17 protein-coding genes and 1 pseudogene are annotated in these 15890 nt (G+C 72.1%); 5 read left to right on the top strand and 13 right to left on the bottom strand.

All coding sequences use genetic code 11. From position 1 onward, the window contains the following. The 3 genes and pseudogenes from BUE45_RS30080 to BUE45_RS30075 form a co-directional block, all read right to left on the bottom strand. A pseudogene (locus BUE45_RS30080) lies at positions 1-328 on the bottom strand (hypothetical protein); the annotation flags it as partial. Positions 329-331: 3 nt separating this feature from the next. Beyond that, on the bottom strand, positions 332-586 hold the full coding sequence (locus tag BUE45_RS32180; RefSeq protein WP_143173529.1) for a hypothetical protein: 255 nt from the start codon (positions 584-586) through the stop codon (positions 332-334). A gap of 120 nt (positions 587-706) precedes the next feature. Then, the gene (locus BUE45_RS30075; RefSeq protein WP_073384310.1) at positions 707-1033 is read right to left on the bottom strand and encodes a hypothetical protein; all 327 of its coding nucleotides are present in this window, start codon (positions 1031-1033) and stop codon (positions 707-709) included. A gap of 675 nt (positions 1034-1708) precedes the next feature. Between BUE45_RS30075 and BUE45_RS30065 the strand changes: the two genes are divergently transcribed. Next, positions 1709-2548, top strand: a complete 840-nt coding sequence (locus tag BUE45_RS30065; RefSeq protein WP_073384308.1) for a helix-turn-helix domain-containing protein — start codon at positions 1709-1711, stop codon at positions 2546-2548. A 10-nt stretch (positions 2549-2558) separates the two neighbouring features. Then, the gene (locus tag BUE45_RS30060; RefSeq protein WP_073384307.1) at positions 2559-2732 is read left to right on the top strand and encodes a DUF397 domain-containing protein; all 174 of its coding nucleotides are present in this window, start codon (positions 2559-2561) and stop codon (positions 2730-2732) included. A gap of 710 nt (positions 2733-3442) precedes the next feature. Here the strand turns inward: BUE45_RS30060 and BUE45_RS33045 are convergent. From BUE45_RS33045 to BUE45_RS30040, 5 genes are all read right to left on the bottom strand, one after another. Beyond that, positions 3443-3736: a hypothetical protein gene (locus BUE45_RS33045; RefSeq protein ID WP_218619608.1), complete on the bottom strand. Its 294-nt coding sequence runs from the start codon at positions 3734-3736 to the stop codon at positions 3443-3445. 21 nt (positions 3737-3757) lie between these two features. Continuing rightward, on the bottom strand, positions 3758-3970 hold the full coding sequence (locus tag BUE45_RS33040) for a hypothetical protein (protein ID WP_218619607.1): 213 nt from the start codon (positions 3968-3970) through the stop codon (positions 3758-3760). Beyond that, positions 3967-4374, bottom strand: coding sequence for a hypothetical protein (locus tag BUE45_RS30050; RefSeq protein WP_073384306.1), 408 nt, complete (start codon positions 4372-4374; stop codon positions 3967-3969). The genes BUE45_RS33040 and BUE45_RS30050 overlap by 4 nt, the downstream gene beginning before the upstream one ends. Positions 4375-4949: 575 nt before the next feature. Beyond that, positions 4950-5201, bottom strand: a complete 252-nt coding sequence (locus tag BUE45_RS30045; RefSeq protein ID WP_073384313.1) for a Smr/MutS family protein — start codon at positions 5199-5201, stop codon at positions 4950-4952. A gap of 26 nt (positions 5202-5227) precedes the next feature. Further along, positions 5228-6199, bottom strand: a complete 972-nt coding sequence (locus BUE45_RS30040; protein ID WP_073384305.1) for a hypothetical protein — start codon at positions 6197-6199, stop codon at positions 5228-5230. A 100-nt stretch (positions 6200-6299) separates the two neighbouring features. Between BUE45_RS30040 and BUE45_RS30035 the strand changes: the two genes are divergently transcribed. Continuing rightward, the gene (locus BUE45_RS30035) at positions 6300-6959 is read left to right on the top strand and encodes a MerR family transcriptional regulator (RefSeq protein WP_073384312.1); all 660 of its coding nucleotides are present in this window, start codon (positions 6300-6302) and stop codon (positions 6957-6959) included. A gap of 42 nt (positions 6960-7001) precedes the next feature. On the opposite strand, the gene BUE45_RS30030 is transcribed toward BUE45_RS30035, so the two are convergent. Next, the gene (locus BUE45_RS30030) at positions 7002-7835 is read right to left on the bottom strand and encodes a TIGR02452 family protein (RefSeq protein ID WP_073384304.1); all 834 of its coding nucleotides are present in this window, start codon (positions 7833-7835) and stop codon (positions 7002-7004) included. A gap of 184 nt (positions 7836-8019) precedes the next feature. Here BUE45_RS30030 and BUE45_RS30025 point away from each other — a divergent pair, with 184 nt between their 5' ends. Continuing rightward, positions 8020-8595: an RNA 2'-phosphotransferase gene (locus BUE45_RS30025; RefSeq protein WP_073384311.1), complete on the top strand. Its 576-nt coding sequence runs from the start codon at positions 8020-8022 to the stop codon at positions 8593-8595. Positions 8596-8879: 284 nt separating this feature from the next. Here the strand turns inward: BUE45_RS30025 and BUE45_RS30020 are convergent, their stop codons facing one another. The 3 genes from BUE45_RS30020 to BUE45_RS30010 all read right to left on the bottom strand — a co-directional run bounded on the left by BUE45_RS30020 (position 8880) and on the right by BUE45_RS30010 (position 11759). Continuing rightward, entirely contained in the window at positions 8880-9710 is an 831-nt protein-coding gene (locus tag BUE45_RS30020) for a class I SAM-dependent methyltransferase (RefSeq protein ID WP_073384303.1), read from the bottom strand. 38 nt (positions 9711-9748) lie between these two features. Next, positions 9749-10576, bottom strand: a complete 828-nt coding sequence (locus BUE45_RS30015) for an SURF1 family cytochrome oxidase biogenesis protein (protein WP_073384302.1) — start codon at positions 10574-10576, stop codon at positions 9749-9751. Between the two features lie 145 nt (positions 10577-10721). Then, positions 10722-11759 (bottom strand): chaplin, encoded by a 1038-nt coding sequence (locus BUE45_RS30010; protein ID WP_073384301.1) that lies wholly within the window; start codon positions 11757-11759, stop codon positions 10722-10724. Positions 11760-12621: 862 nt separating this feature from the next. On the opposite strand from BUE45_RS30010, the gene BUE45_RS30005 reads away from it, so the two are divergent. Then, positions 12622-13752: a CapA family protein gene (locus tag BUE45_RS30005; protein WP_073384300.1), complete on the top strand. Its 1131-nt coding sequence runs from the start codon at positions 12622-12624 to the stop codon at positions 13750-13752. Positions 13753-13908: 156 nt separating this feature from the next. Here the strand turns inward: BUE45_RS30005 and BUE45_RS33965 are convergent, their stop codons facing one another. Then, on the bottom strand, positions 13909-15867 hold the full coding sequence (locus tag BUE45_RS33965) for an amino acid transporter (protein WP_073384299.1): 1959 nt from the start codon (positions 15865-15867) through the stop codon (positions 13909-13911). Between the last annotated feature and the right edge of the window lie 23 nt (positions 15868-15890).

Here is a 15890-nt window from a genome sequence, read left to right as displayed (position 1 = left end):
GCAGGTCCGCGGCGGTGAGCATGCGGGCCATCACCGCGGGGGCGCTGGAGGAGGAGGTGGGCACGCCCATCCCGCCAGCGCCTCCGTCGTCGGTCTGGGTGGTGAGGGCGCGGTCGGTGTAGGCGGCGGCCAGCCATCCGGCCGGGTCGGTGTCCCGGTCGTAGCGGGTACGGTCCTCACCCCGGAAGGTGCGGAGCAGGAACCGGTGCCGGGGCACCCGGGCGAAGGCGTTCGCGATGTGGGCAGGGGTGCCCTGGTCGAGCAGTGCGTCGACGAGCCGGAGCGCGATCGGGGAGTAGTCGAAGGGTGTGTTCTCGGAGTTCTCCATCGGTCAGACCTTCCCGGTGCCCTGGCAGCCGGAGCAGGGGACCCATTCCCGGTAGCTCTTGCCAGGGGTACGGCCGTCCGTGGTGACCCAGCTGCCGCCGTTGCCGTTGCACATGGAGCAGTCCGCGGCGGTCGGGGAAGAGAGCGGAGCGCGGGACGGTGCGGTCAGAGGTCCGGCCGGGGCGGGCGCGGGGGCGAGTGCGGCCGGGGTCGGGGGTGTGGTCGTTGCGGCCGGGGGTGTGGCCAGGGTCGTGGTCATCGTGTCCTCGTGTGGAGTCGGCATCGGGTGCTGGGCCTGCGGGCGGGGCCGCCAGACGGGGGCGGAGGCCCCGGTCCGGCCCGGTCGCAAGCAGCCGGGCCGGACCGGGAATCCGGCGGGTCAGGAGAGCCGGAGCGGGGTGGGTACGCGTCGGGTGCGCAGGCGGTGGACGAGTTGGGCGGGGGTGTACTCGACCTCGGTGGCCCAGCGGGCGTGGGGGTCCAGGGCGACGGCTTTCCACAGGCCGGTGTCGGTGACGCTGATCTGGTGGCTGTGGCCCCACCGGGTGCGCAGGCGGTGCAGGATCGCGGCGCGGTCTTCCCAGAGGTTGCCGAGGTAGTCGGCGTGACTGGTGGTGTGGCCGGGGTCGAGCCAGCACATGCGGGGGCGTCCGCGCTGGTCCAGGGAGCGGTCCCCGCACAGGTCCAGGGTGTGGTCGGCGCTCATGCGGACACCCCCAGGTTCTCCAGCCCCACCAGGGTCCGGAACAGCACCTCACGCCCCGGCCGCACAGCCCTCACCGGCGGCACCGGCCGCGTGGGCGACAGCGACGGCCTCGGCCGCTCCGGGTGAGCGGAGCGCACGGGGAGCACCAGATACACCGGCCGGGCCGGGTGCGCGGGGCGGACCGGGTGCGCGGACCGCATCAGGGGCACCGGGTGCACGACCCACACCGGGGGCACTGGGCGCGCGGTGCGCGCGGGGTGCGCAGGGCGGGGCGCACGGCCAGGGCCGGGCCCGGGGCCGGTGCTGGTCGAGCGGTGGTGCCGGCCCGCGGGCGCGAAGCGGCGCACACGCGCGGCCCGGCGGGGCCGCCGACGGGGAAGCGAGGAGACCGCGAGGGCCCTCACCTCGAAGAGCTGGGACGGGTTCAGGTAGCGCGTCATGCGCACACCTCCGGTACGGGATGCCAGGTGGGAAGCCCGGCGTGATTCATCAGGTGGCACCATGCTGAACCCGAGCACCAAAAAATGCAAGACCTACTTTTGGATTAGTGACAGAATTTCTGCTAGGTGACCTACTCTTTGTTGGGTGATGAGAGAAATGTCTGAAAACCAAGATTCCGCCGTAGGATCGGGCCGCACCCCCACACCTCGCCCGCCAGCAGCAAGGGATCAGGACGTGGCCCTCTCGCCTCCGCGCAGCAAACGGACACTGTCTCGACGCCTCCGCGAGCGCCGGGAAGCCGTCGAGCTCACCGCCGATCAAGTCGTCGCCCGTGCACGCGAGATGGGTGAGCGCACGATCAGCGCGTCAACAATCACGCGGATGGAGCGGGACGAGTGGCTTCGCCCCAAGATTGAGATGGTGGAGTTGCTGCTCACCATCTATGACTCGCCACCCGCGGAACGCGCAGAGTTGATCCAACTCACCAGAGAGGCCCGTCAGAGGGGTTGGTGGAACGCCTACTCTGACGTCGTTGGGAAGGGATTGCTGACCGGCCTGGAGCCGGGTGCGTCACGTATCCGAGAGGTCTCCGTGGCACTGATCCCCGGGCTGCTCCAGATCGAGGCCTATGCCAGGGCCGTGATCGTTGGAGGCGGCATCACACGAGCTGAGGAGATTGACCGCCGCGTCGAGGTCAGGATGCTTCGGCAGCGGCTGCTCAGCTCAGGTGACGCACCGCAGTATTGGGCCATCATTGACGAAGCCGCGTTGAGAAAGATCCCCGCTGAGCTCAGGAAAAACCAGGTGCGCCACCTGCTGGAGGTCCAGCGACCGAACCTCAGGGTTCAGGTCCTTCCCGACTCAGCAGGGTTGCACGCCGCCGCGTCAGCCGGCTTCACCCTGCTGGATTTCCCGGACGACACCGGGCTGGTCTACGTGGAGAACGCAAGGAATCAGGACATCTACGACTCAGCGGAAGACCTGACGGCGTTCGACCTCGTGTATCAGTATGTGAGTGCGGCGGCGCTCAGCATCCCGGAGTCGACCGCCGTTCTGGAGAACCTGCTGACCTGATGAGGACCTGATGCAATCCCACACCTGGCACAAGTCGTCCTACTCCGGAGCCACAACGGAGAACTGCGTAGAGGTCGCCGAGGGCGCCACGACCCTCGTTCGGGACACCCAACACCGCGAGGCTGGCCATCTGGAATTCCCGGGCGCCGAGTGGTCAGCGCTGTTGGAGACGCTGCGCAACTGAACGTAAAACATCGAGGGCCCCGACCGGATCCGGTCGGGGCCCTCGATGCGCATCAACCTGATGAATCGATGCAATCCCACGGGGAGTGTACCCCGCCGGTGCGGCACGGGGAAGGCGCCGGTTTCCGGCCGCGTGGTGCGCTATCGCGGTACCCGCCGCCGGGCCACCGGCGAACCACGGCCCAACGGCCACCGGCCCACCCGACCTCTCCCCACCGCCGCGGACCAGGCATACCGCCTCTCCCACCTCACAGCGCCCATCGCCACCGCTGTCAACACCGTGAACCTGCCGGTACCGCCGACCAGCGCCAGCCCACACGAATGCCCGCACGGTTCGACCGCACCGCCCGGGTACAACGATGAACACAACGCCCCCTCATCCACCCCGAACTCCGCAGCCAAGTGACCGGCTCGACCCAGAGGGCGACCACCCTCGGCCTCGGACAACACAGCAGCCGACGCCCTGCCCACAAGCGCCGACATCGCCCTGATCCCCAACCCCGTGGAGAAGGGATCGCTGGCCTGTGTGCCGGGCGGTTCCACGGGTTCCGTGCTCACACCGACATCGTGCTCCGCCCCGGCCGGGGGGCACCGCAGGCGTTCCCGGGGTCAGCGCTTGAAGTGGAGGAGAAAGCGGCCGAGGCTCTTCCAACGACCGCACTCCTGTCGGGCGTGCCGATCGGAGAGACACGGACACAGGCGACCGATCACCTAATCCGTGAGGGTCTCGACGATCTCCTCCAACAGGTACTGAGTCTTCACCTGGATCTGACGGCCGGGGTAGGCACGTTGGAGAAGCTCAAGCCCTTCACTGACCGTGGTGAAGCCACACTTCCCGTACAGGAATCGAATGTCATCGGCATCGGTCTCAACTCGGGCAGCAAGGAGCTTCATCGCCAGCAGATACTGCGGGGAGGCGACATCCACACGCAATGCGGGTGACTCAAAGAATCTCTGAGCATCATGGTCGTTTCCGGGCAGGAAGCCCTTCACCGCGTCGTTCAACCAATCAGGTTCAAGTCCATGTTACTCACCGACAGTCGCGGCGGCCTCCCGCACGATGTCCGTAGGTGCGAAGGCTGCGTCGAGATCACGTGTGGAACGGCGCGCATCGTAGGCGAGAGCGATAGCGGCGCCCCTTACCAGGAAGAGATCGGTTTGGGCCCCACGTCGCTCCAGCTCGACCGACAGGTCTTGAAGCAGCGACTCGATCGCCGCCTTGTCCAGCGGCTTACTCACACGCGCTCCAACGCACTCGCCGTGATGAAGACGCCCCGTTTGCGAAAGGAAAGCGGGGATTCGCGAAGAGCCAGCGGATGCAGGCCTCGTAGGTCGGTCACGAACCACCAGTCCAAGCTGACACGATCTCTGCTGTCCGCCCACTCCGGAACGGACCACCCGTCACGGCGGGCGAGGTGCTCGGCGAGGGCCGCGAACGCCGCATCCACACGAGGGTCTCCCGTCGGGTCGGGAGTTTCTCTGAAAAGGATCGCTGCGGCAGCCACACCCTCACGCCGCAAACGACTCTCATAGTCGTCCAGAAGCTGGATCACCGCGAACCGCCATACGTCCTTGAGTGCTCCACCGCCGCTGAGCATTCCGACAGCGTCCTCCGCCGCCTCGACAACACCGTGTGCAATCATCGCGGGTACCTCCTCAGGACCGCACCCACTCACGGGACCATCCCGCAGGTCTCGGCTATGACGATAGATCATGGGATGACCTTCGGGTTATAGATGCACGGAACCGACGTTCCGGTGCCCAGAGACAGCGGGTGCGGCTGATGACGCGCCGTCTTCAAAAGGCCCGAAAGGACTGGCCGCACGAACCCTCCGAATTCTCCAGCCCTGGTTGAAATCTGCGCTCGATCGCCGTCGAGACCTGTCAGCGGAGGAACCCACGGGTGACCTGGCTTCTCATACCGGAACAGGAGCGGTGACAGGGCAGAGCCCCCTCCGGCTGAAGTCGAAGACCACCTGTGGGTCGGGGTCGGCACCTGCAAGTCCGTTACCACCTGGGCGAATGGCGGATCGCGGCGTTGACCAGGTAGGCCGACACGTCCATGCCCGCACGATTCGCATGAGACCTGACCCGCTCGGCCCCTGCCGGGGATCAAGGCTGATGCTGATACGTACCCTCGCCACTCCTTAAGCGTGATCCGAGTACTACGCCCTGGTCGGCAAGCGCCATCAGAGCAGGAACCACACCCCACAGGGCATCAGTGCCGAAAGTGGATGAACAGGCGGCCGAAGTTCTTCGAGTCCTTCTCCACCCGGTGGTAGCGGGCCTTGACGTCCTTGCGGTCGAGGAACCGCAGTACCCGCTTCTTCAGCTGGCCCGACCCCTTGCCCGGGATGATCTCCACGGTCTTGGCACCGGTGCGCTCGGCCTCGTCCATGATGTCCGCCAGGGCGCGGTCGATGTCCCGGCCCTTGTTGAAGATGTCGTGCAGGTCGAGCTTGAGCCGCATGGCCGCCTCCGTCCGGTCACCCGGGATCATACGTGTTCGCGGCGGCGCCGCAGGGCCCACCACACCCCCGCGGCGGTACCGGCCGCCACCGCCGCGGCGGCGCCCAGGGTGAGCGCGTCCGGGGCGACCACGGACTGCCCGCGCAGGGCCTGCCAGGTCAGCAGCGCCAGCCACCCCGTGTAGGAGCCGGACGCCACCAGCACCAGCCGGGTGCGCACCGCGTCGTCGGCCAGGCGCGGGTACCGGCCGGCCAGCGAGGTGAGCAGGAACGCGAACAGGATGATCACCTGGAGCCCGTGCAGCCCGACGAAGTGGGCGACCCGCAGGTCCCCCGCGACGGTGCTCCACCCGACCAGCGGCAGGCCCGGACCGCCGTCGGCCATGCCCACGGTGTGGGCGCCGATCACGTCCGACGAACCGCCCCCGCCCAGGGTCACCATCTGCTCGGCGGTGGGCGAGGTCATGAGGAACGCGACGGCCATCCCCGCGAGGGCGATCGCGACGGCGGCCCGCACGGCGGCGTCGACGGAGCGGTCCCCGAGCCGCTGGGTGAGCAGGATGGCGCCGATGGCGAGGGTGGCGACCCAGACCGTGGCGATCATGACCGCCATCAGCGAGTACACGGCGCCGTCGAACGCGGTGGAGTTGTTGAAGTGGCTGGACGTGCCGCGCACCGCCTGGAGGGTGATGGCGACCAGCTCCCCGGTGACCATGGCGGCCACGACGGTGCCGAGCCACCACCCGGTGCGCCGCCACTTCGTGAGCAGCGAGAGCAGCCAGGCGAGGGTCACGTTGTAGACGGCGATGGAGAGCGCGAACTTGGTGGGCTTGAGCCAGGCGGGGTCTCCCCCGACGGTCCGGCCGTCCAGGAAGACGCCGGGGACGGTCACCAGCAGCGCCGCCGCGCACAGCAGCGCGGTCAGGACGAGCGGGCGGTGCAGGCCGACGAGGGCGCGGACGGTGATCGCGGTGCGAGCGGTGGTGCCAGGGGGGTTCATGGGATACTCCTTATGGATACCAGTGCTATCCAGTACGGATATTCAAACTATCCACTATCCATATGAACCGCGCAAGGGAGAACAGGAGAGGATGTCCGTCATGCGCATCGCCGAACTCAGCGAACGGGCCGGGGTCCCCATCCCCACCATCAAGTACTACCTGCGGGAGGGCCTCCTCCCCCGGGGCGAGGCCACCGGCCGCAACCAGGCCAGCTACGGCGCCGAGCACCTGAGCCGCCTGCGCCTGGTACGGGCCCTGACCACCGTCGGCGGCCTGTCCGTGGCCACCGTGCGCACCGTCCTGGACGAGGTCGGCGGGCCCGGGGTCGGCCTGCACTCCCAGCTCGGCCTGGTGATGCGCCGCCTCCCCCTCGTGGGCGCCGACATCGAGCCGCAGGACCGGGACCGCGAGCGCGCCCGCGAACTCGTCGCCCGGCACGGCTGGTTCTTCTACCCGGACCACCCCGCCCTGGAGGCCCTGGCCGTCGTGCTGGCCGGGCACCGCGAGGCCGGGCACCCCGTCTCCGACGCCGACCTGGACCGCTACGCCGGGGCCGTGGAGGCGTTCGCCGAGATCGACCTCGACCGCCTGGACGGCCTGCCCGAGGGGGAGGACGTCCTGGAGGGCGCCGTCGTCAAGACGGTGCTGGGCGACACCCTCATCACGGTCCTGCGCCGGCTGGCCCAGATCGACGAGTCCGCGCAGCGCAACCTCGGCGAGGACGAGCGCCGGGCGCGGCGGGAGATGCGGGAGGGCTGAGGCACCGCCCCCGCCCCGCGGTAACGCGTCCGCGGCGGCCGGTCACCCGGCGGACGCCTCCGGGAAGCGGTCGACGAACACTCCGCGCACCGCGGGGTCGCGGTCCAGGACCGCGAACACCACGTGCTCGAACGCCCCGGCGAATTCCCCCGCCCCGCGCAGGTGCGCCGCGAACGCGTCCGCGACCTCCCCGGGCCGGTTGCCGAACACGCCGCACCCCCACGCGCCCAGGACCAGCACCTCCACGCCGTGGTGCGCGGCGACCGCCAGCACGCCCCGGGCCCGGACCGCCAGCGCGCCGGGGATCTCCCCGGCCTCCTGGGGGCTGTTGCGCTCGATCATCCGCCGGTTGGGCGCGGCGGCGGTGAGGAACCCCGCCACCGGGGGCTCCGCCAGCCGCTCGCCCCGGTCGTCGCACAGGACGGGGACCCGCGGCGACCAGATCACCCGGTCGCTGTACAGCAGCGACCGCTCCGCCCGGTGGTGCGCGTAGAACTCCGGGCACAGCACCAGCGACGCGTACAGGGCCGAGGACCGGGCCAGGCTCTCCTCCTGGGCGCGCGCCCCGTTGGCCACCCCGCCGCCGGGGTTGCGGGCCGAGGCGAAGTTCAGCGCCGCCACCTCCGTGCCGCCGCCCCGCCGGGCCAGGCGCAGCAGCGCCGCCAAGGTGCTCTCCCCGGTGACCTCGAACCGGGTGCGGCGGCCGGTGCGGGCGGCGGGCAGCGCGGCCGACTCCTGCGGCAGGTGGAGCCGGGTGCCGTCCCGCATCGCCGCCAGGTCGGCCGACAGGTCCACCTCCCGGCCGCCGACCCGGTACCGCTCCGCCTCGAACGCCCGCTTCGTCTCCGCCCAGATACCGCGCAACCGCTGTGACACGGGCCCTTCCCTTCCTTCTCTCCGAAAGGGGCAGGCTAGTGCGGGCCCGAGCGCCGGGGCCACCGGATAAAGGCGCGTCCCGTCCGGTTCCCCTGCGGCCCCCGCCGGAGGGGCGGGCGGTAAACCCCTGGACCTGCTGCGCGCCGCGCAGCAGGATCGGTCCATGGAAACGGAGCGGAGGGGCCTGGACCCCCGGAGGCTGGTGCGCGCCTCCAAGTACATCGCGCGCGTGCTGCGCCACGACCCCGGCCGGGCCGGGCTGCGGCTGGACGCCCAGGGCTGGGCCCCGGTGGACGCGCTGCTCTCGGGGCTGCGCCGGGCGGACGTGCGCCTCTCCCGGGCCGAGCTGGACGCGGTGGTGGCGGGCAACGACAAGCGGCGGTTCGAGTTCAGCGCCGACCGCACCCGCATCCGCGCCCGGCAGGGCCACTCGGTGGCCGTGGACCTGGGGCTGGCCCCGGCGGTGCCGCCGGAGGTCCTCTACCACGGGACCGTCGGCCGCTCCCTGCCCGCCATCTCCGCCGAGGGCCTGCGCCCGATGAACCGGCACGACGTGCACCTGTCCCCCGACACCGCGACGGCGACCCGGGTGGGCGCGCGGCGGGGCCGACCGGTGGTGCTCACCGTCGCCGCCGGGCGCATGCACCGGGACGGCCACGTGTTCCGGGTAACGGGAAACGGGGTGTGGCTGGTCCCGGCCGTCCCGCCGGAGTACCTGGGCGGGGCCGCGGGGGACGGCGCGCCGGCCGCGGACGGCTGACCGTACGGAGAGGGGTGGCGGCCCCTCCGGCGGGTCCTCCGGCGGGTCCGACCCCTCGGCCGGGCGACACCGGCGGACCGGCAGGCCGCCCCCCGGGGGATCGCCCGGCCTGTCCGGGGAGGACGCCGCACACGACCGGACGTGCGACCGCGGCCGCGACCTCAAAGGGGCGTCCCCGGACACCGCTCGGTACGGGGCGCTCCGGCCCCGCCGACCGCCGCGAACGGCCCCGGCCGGGGCGGTCGCCGCCGCGGGCCCGGCACGCCCGTCGGCCCCGGTGCCCGTCAGGGCTTGTCGGCGCTGAAGATCGCGGTCCCCGGGATCATCCGGCCGCGCACCGGGCCCCAGCCGCCCCACACCCGGTCGTGCCCCTCGGGCCACTCGGGCTCCACCAGGTCGCCCAGCACCAGCCCGGCGCGGGCGATCCCCCGCACCCAGTCGCCGACCGTGTGGTGGTGCTCCACGTAGACCGCGTTGCCGTCGTCGTCCTCCTCCACGTAGGCGCGGCGGTCGAAGTAGGACTGGCGGACCGTGAACCCGTGCTCGGTGGGGTCGTCGGGGAAGCCCCACCGGACCGGGTGGGTCACCGAGAACACCAGCCGCCCGCCGGGGCGCAGCACCCGGGCCGCCTCGGCCAGGGCGTCGTCGGCCGAGGGCACGAACGGGAACGCGCCGAACGAGGAGAACACGGTGTCGAAGGCGGCGTCGGCGAACGGCAGCCGCTGGGCGTCGGCCTGCACGACGGGCAGGCGCAGCCCGTGCTGCTCGTCGATGCGCCGGGAGTGCTGGAGCTGGCGCAGCGACAGGTCGAAGGAGACGACCTCGCGCACCCCGCGGGCCCGCAGCCACCGCCCGCACTGCCCGGCTCCCCCGCCCACCTCCAGGACGCGGCGGCCGAGCAGCGCGTCGGGGTCGCCCAGCAGCCCGGCCTCGGCCTCGGTCAGGCCCTCCGGGCACCAGACGAAGCCGGCGTCGCCGAGGAAGTCGCCGTGGTCGGCCTGGTAGGCGTCCGCGGCGCCGTCCCACCACAGGCGTCCGGCGCGGGCGCTCTCGCGGGCGCCGACGGCGCGCCGCTCCACGTGTCCGGGCGCCGGGTAGTCGTCGTGTTCGTGCACGTGTCCCCTCGGTGTTCCGTGATGGCGTCCGGCGTGCGTCAGCCGGCGTCCCCGCCCGGCCCCGCGCCGACGGCGGCGGGCGCGTCGGCCGGGCTGTCCGGGTCCCCGGGGCCCGCGGCCTCGGCCTCGCGGGCATCGCGGACCTCGCGGCGGACCAGGAAGACCCACCCCCCGACGGCGACGAGCGTGAACACCCACCACTGGACGGCGTAGGACAGGCTCATGCCGGAGTCGAGCTCGCGCACCTCGATGCGCTCGGGCGCGGGGTCGGGCACCGGGTCCTGGGCGGTCAGCTCGGCGTACCCGCCGTAGACCGGGTAGGGCAGCTCCCCGGCGATCATGGGGACGTCCGCCATGAGCAGCTGCCCCTCGGGCAGGTCGTCGCGGTTGCGCAGCCCGGTGTTCTCCTCGGTCTCGGAGAAGTGGATCCGCCCGGTCACCTCGACGGTGCCGGCGGGGGCGGGCGGGATCTCGGGGGTGTCCAGCGCGGTCTCCCCGCGCCGGATCCAGCCCCGGTTGACCAGGAGCGCCGGCCCCTCCTCGGTGACCAGGGGGGTGAGCACGTGGAAGCCGACGCCGCCGGAGCCGTCGCGGTTGCGCAGCAGGATCTCGTGCTCGGTGTCCCAGGTGCCGAGGGCCCGGACGGAGCGCCACCGGTCGTCGGGGTCCACGTCGGCGCCCACGGCGGTGAGCTCGGCGACGGGGACCGGGTCGGCCGCCAGGTTGCCCTGCTGGAGGTCGACGGAGGCGCTGCGCAGTTCCCACCGGTCCAGCTGCCAGAAGCCCAGCCAGATGAAGGCGGGCACGATGACCAGGACCAGCGCGTGGAACGCCAGCATGCGTTGGGAGAACAGGACTCTGCGCACGTCTTCGAGGGTATGAGACGGTTCCGGGCACCTCGCACCGGCCCGCCCGCAGGTGTGCCCCGCCCGTCCCCCGGGGGTTGCGGGGACGGACGGGGCGGTGCGGTCCGGGCGCCGGACGGCGCCCGGCCGCCGTCGGCTGCTCCGACTACTCCGCGTCGGCGGCGGAGGCGGCGGCCTTGCGCTTGCGGGTGAGGTACAGGCCGGCGCCGCCCGCGCCGACGGCCGCGATGCCCGCGGCGACCAGGCCGGTCAGGGCGCCGCCGGTGAGGGGCAGCTCGCCGCCGGCCTCCTGCACGGGGGCGGGCTTGTCGTCGGTCTGCGGCTCCTCCTCGTTCTTGTCCTCCTCGCGGGGCTTCTCCGGGGTCTCGGGCTCCTCGGGGGTCTCCTCGCCCGGCTCCTCCGGGGTCTCGGGCTCCTCCGGGGTCTCCTCGCCCGGCTCCTCGGGCTTCTCCGGCTTCTCGGAGATGACCTCCAGGCAGGAGGCCTCGGCCAGGCCGAGCACGCCCACGGCGTTGCCGCAGATGTCGGCGGCGACGTTGACGGGGACGACCACCTGGTTGCCGGAGGCGACGCCGCCGGAGCCGCTGGTGGAGGTCTCCGGGGCGCCCTCGTTCTCCGGGGCGGCCTGGATGATGTTGATGATGGTGGTGCACTTGGAGCTGGCGCCGCCCAGGATCGCCACCGAGTTGCCGCAGATGTTGATGGCGGCGTCCACCGGCACCACGATCTGGTTGCCGGAGGCGACGCCGCCGGAGCCGTCGGTGGAGAGGGTGCCGTTGCCGGACTCCTCCTCCAGGACCTCGACGACCTCGACGCACTCGGCCTTGGACACCCCGCCGACCGCCACGGCGTTGCCGCAGGCGTCGACCGCCGCGTCGACCGGGATGGCGATCTGGTTGCCGGAGGCGACGCCGCCGGAGCCGTCGGTGGTCGTCGCGCCCTGGCCGCTGGCCTCGTAGAGGACCTCGGAGACCTGGGTGCACTTGGCCGCGGAGATGCCCAGGACGGCGAGCGAGTTGCCGCACAGCCCGGCCTCGATGTCCACGGGGACGACGACCTGGTTGCCGGAGGCGATGCCTCCGGAGCCGTCGGTGGTGGTGTCGGCGAAGGCGGCGGCGGCCGGGACGAAGGCGAGTCCGGCGGCGACGGCGGTGGCGAAGGAGTAACGGAGTGTGTTGCGCATCTGGTGCGGCCTTTCGACGCAGGAAACCTGGGGATGCACGCCGGTCGTGGCGTTGAGCCGCAGGGGGCGGGACCGGTCCGCGGGGTACGCGGGACGCACGGTTCCGCCTGGGACGGCGGTGCGGGCCCGCCACCGGCACGAAGGCGGTGGAACGGCGGGGTGGCCCGCGAGGTGTCGCGGTTCTGTTCTTCTCGAACCGGCAACGGACCGAAACGTTAGCAAGCCGACGAAGAAGCACAAGCGTTTTCCGGAAATGTTTATCTCCGTTATCAACACTCTGGGTCACTGAATTGACACCATGCGAAGTCGGCCCTGCTCAGAGCATACCCACGGTGAGCACGGAGAGAAATCAAGGACACCCTCCGTGATTTTTCCGCCGGAAAAACCTGCCGGTAAACCGGCGCGGCCAAACCACTAAGCAACTTCGTTGATTAGTTCTCCCGAAACCGGAGAGCGCCTCAACCCGTGCATCATGAATTTCGTTGAATGGGCTCGATATACCTTTTGAGCAAAAAGCCGGAAAAGGGAGGCGGACCGACGGGGACCGCCCCCCGGGGCGGGACGCAGCGTCACCCCACCCGCCCCCAGGGTCACAGACGACAACGATTGCCCCAAGGGACACAAAACACCTGGTCACGAGGACGTACCCTGAACGCGGAGGATCGCCCCCCGCCCCCGGGCCCGACGACGTCGGACCCGACACACGAACACGCTTGGCAATATCCTGAATACCATCAGTAGTCGTCGGTGACGGGCGGGCCGGGTTCCGGTGATCGTGCCCACCGGCCAACCGGAGACGTACAACGCGCGTCCTGACTCCCAGAACACGCTCCCCGTTTCCCCCGCCCCTTCTGGAGCACGCATGCAACCCGCATCCATCCGTACCCGCGCGCGCACGGCCCTGCCGGCCGGGGCCGCGGTGCTCGCCCTCCTGCTCGCCGCCGCCTGCTCCCCGGCCGACGACGAGCCGGAACAGCTCCAGGAGGCGGCCGGCGGCGAGTCCCCGTCCTCCCCTTCGCCCAGCGCCAGCCCCGAGCCGGAGGCCGCCGCGGAGCCGTTCACCGTCGCCTTCGGCGGGGACGTGATGTTCGAGGGCATGCTCCGCCCGCGCCTGGAGGACCCGGCCACCGCGCTGGACCCCGTCTCCGAGCACCTGTCCGCGGCCGACCTGGCCATGGTCAACCTGGAGACCGCCATCACCGAGGGCGGCACCCCCGCCCCCGGCAAGGAGTTCCTCTTCCGCGCGCCCACCACCGCCCTGGACGCCCTGTCCGAGGCGGGCGTGGACGTGGCCACCGTCGCCAACAACCACGGCATGGACTACGGGGTCGACGGCCTCCTGGACACCCTCGACAACGGCGACGCCTCCGACGTCGGCCTGGTCGGCGCCGGGCGCGACATCGAGGAGGCGTACACGCCGCACGTCGCCGAGGTCAACGGCCAGAGCGTCGCCCTGTTCGGCGCCACCGACGTGCTCGACGACCACCTCATGGCCGAGTGGACCGCGGGCGAGGGCAAGCCCGGCATGGCCAGCACCAAGGGCGAGATGAAGCAGCACATGCTCGACGCCGTCGCCGGGGCGGCCGAGCAGTACGACAACGTCGTGGTGTTCCTGCACTGGGGCCTGGAGGGCGCGCACTGCCCGCTGCCGCACGCGCCCACCCTCGCCCAGGAGCTGGTGGACGCGGGCGCCGCCGCGGTCGTCGGCGGGCACGCCCACGTGCTGTCCCCCGGCGGGTTCCTCGGCGACTCCTACGTGCACTACGGGCTGAGCAACTTCGTGTTCTACAACTTCGACGGCCCGACCGCCGAGACCGGGGTGCTCACCCTCACCTTCGACCAGGGCTCGGTGACGCAGGCCGACTGGCTGCCCGCGCAGATCCAGGGCGGCGTGCCCGTCCCCTACGAGGGCGAGGCCGCCGAGGGCGCGGCCCAGACCTGGACCGACATGCGCAACGAGTGCGGCCTGCCGCTGGCCGACTCCCCCGCCTGACCCTGACGCGGGCCGCGCCGCCCGCGGGTCCGGTCGGCCCGCGGCCGTCCCGAGGGGAGCGCCGGCCCGCCGGGCGGTGCCGCCGCACACCGGTCATCCGGGCGTCCACGCCTCCGGCGGGCCCCGGACCGGGGTCCCCCCGCCCGGTCGCCCGCGTCATCCGACGTGGACGACCGGGCGCCGCGCCGGGTCGGTCTCGGCCTCGCGCAGGATCTCCCGCGTGAAGGCCGCCGTCCCGCCCTCCCCCAGGACCGCGAACCGCCACAGCGCCCGCATCGGCGGGCTCTCCGACCAGGAGAAGTAGCAGTGCGGCACGGCCCCGGTCAGGTCGCGCAGGCACAGCAGCAGCGCCGCCAGCGCGTTGGGCGCCGCCGGGCTGTGGGTGCTCAGCACCCGGTACCCGTCGACCTCCCGGCCGTGCACCCGCAGCTCGCTCGCGAAGTCCGACGGATGGCGCACGTGCACCTCCACGAACAGCACCGGCGACGGGACCGGGTCCGTGCGCCGCCGCTCCTCCTCCGCCCGCCGGTAGTCCGTCGGCCGCCCCCGCCGCGGGACGACCGCGATCAGCCGCGGCGGCCCGCCCCCGGCGGCGGCCTCGCGCACGTACCCCGCCGCCGCCGCGTCCAGCGACACCCCCGCCACCCGCAGCTCGGTGCTGCGCAGCGCCCGGGACACCAGCGACACCGCGATCACCCCCGCCACGAACACCAGCGCGATGACCAGGCCGTCGGGCCGCCGCACCACGTTGTCGGCCAGGGCGTAGGCGAACACCAGCGTCAGGAACCCGAACCCCAGGGCCGCCCACCGGCGCCCGGACCGGCGGACCATCAGCGTCACCGCCACCGCCGCGGCCACGAGCATCGCCAGGATCCCCGTGGCGTAGGCCCCCGACTGGGCGTTGACGTCGGCGCGGAAGGCCACCGTGACCGCCATGGTGAGCGCCGTGTACACCAGGACCACCGGGCGCACCGCGCCGCCCCAGGCGGGGGCCATCCCGTACCGGGGCAGGTAGCGGGGGACGATGTTGATCAGCCCGGCCATCGCCGACGCCCCCGCGAACCAGAGGATGAGCACGGTGCTCACGTCGTAGAGCGTCCCGAACCCGTTGCCCAGCAGGTCGTGGGCCAGGTAGGCGAGGACCCGGTCGGCGGCCCGGCCGCCCGGCTCGGCCTCCGCGCGCGGCACCAGCACGCCGGTGACGAACGCCGTCGCCACCAGGTAGACGCTCATGATCGCCGCCGCCGTGGTCAGCAGCCGGCGGGCGCCGCGCACGCGCTCGCGCCGCCGCTCCTGCGGGGTGTCCCCGCGCGCCAGGATCTGCGGCATCATGCTGACGCCCGTCTCGAACCCGGACAGCCCCAGGACCAGCAGCGGGAACGCGATGAGCACAGTGGCGGTCACCGACCACGCCCCGGGCGCCAGGACGGCCGCCTCCCAGTCCGCCAGCAGCGACGGGTGCGCGGCGATGTGCGCGAGCGCCGCCACCACGACCACCGCGTTCACCGCCAGGAACACCGCCACCAGCGGAACGGCGATGCGCACCGCCTCGGTGAACCCGGCCAGGAACACCACGCCCAGCAGTCCCAGCAGCACCAGGGTCACCGCCACCTGCCCGCCCTGGAGGAAGTCCGGGGCGTACGGGTTGGCGAGTAGGTGGGCGGTGGCGTCCGCCGTGGACAGCGTGATGGTGATGATCCACGAGGTCGCCACGAAACCCAGCAGGCAGAGCACGAGGAACTTGCCCCGCCACTCCGGGAGCAGGTGTTCGAGCATCGCCACCGAGCCCTGCCCGTGCGGGCTGCGCTCGGCCACCCTGCGGTAGATCGGCAGCATCCCGCCCAGGGTGAGGGCCACGATGAGCAGCGTCGCCACCGGGGACAGGACCCCCGCCGCCAGGATCGCGATCGCCGGCAGGTAGCTCAGGGTCGAGAAGTAGTCGACCCCGGTGAGGCACATGACCTGCCACCACGGGTGCTCCCGCTCGGGGCGCGGGTGCCCGGCCGGGCCGCCCATGGCGTCCACCCGGTTGCGCAGCAGCCAGCGGGCCGCCCGGCCGCCGGACCGGCCGGGCGAGGGCGCCCGCCACTCGTAGGGTTCGGGATGTGCGTCCATCCCCCGAGTCTGCTGTCGGGGGG

Source organism: Nocardiopsis flavescens (genome assembly GCF_900141985.1).
Lineage (GTDB): Bacteria > Actinomycetota > Actinomycetes > Streptosporangiales > Streptosporangiaceae > Nocardiopsis > Nocardiopsis flavescens.
The sequence above is the reverse complement of the archived record's forward strand: the minus strand, read 5'-3'. Positions and strand labels throughout refer to the sequence as shown.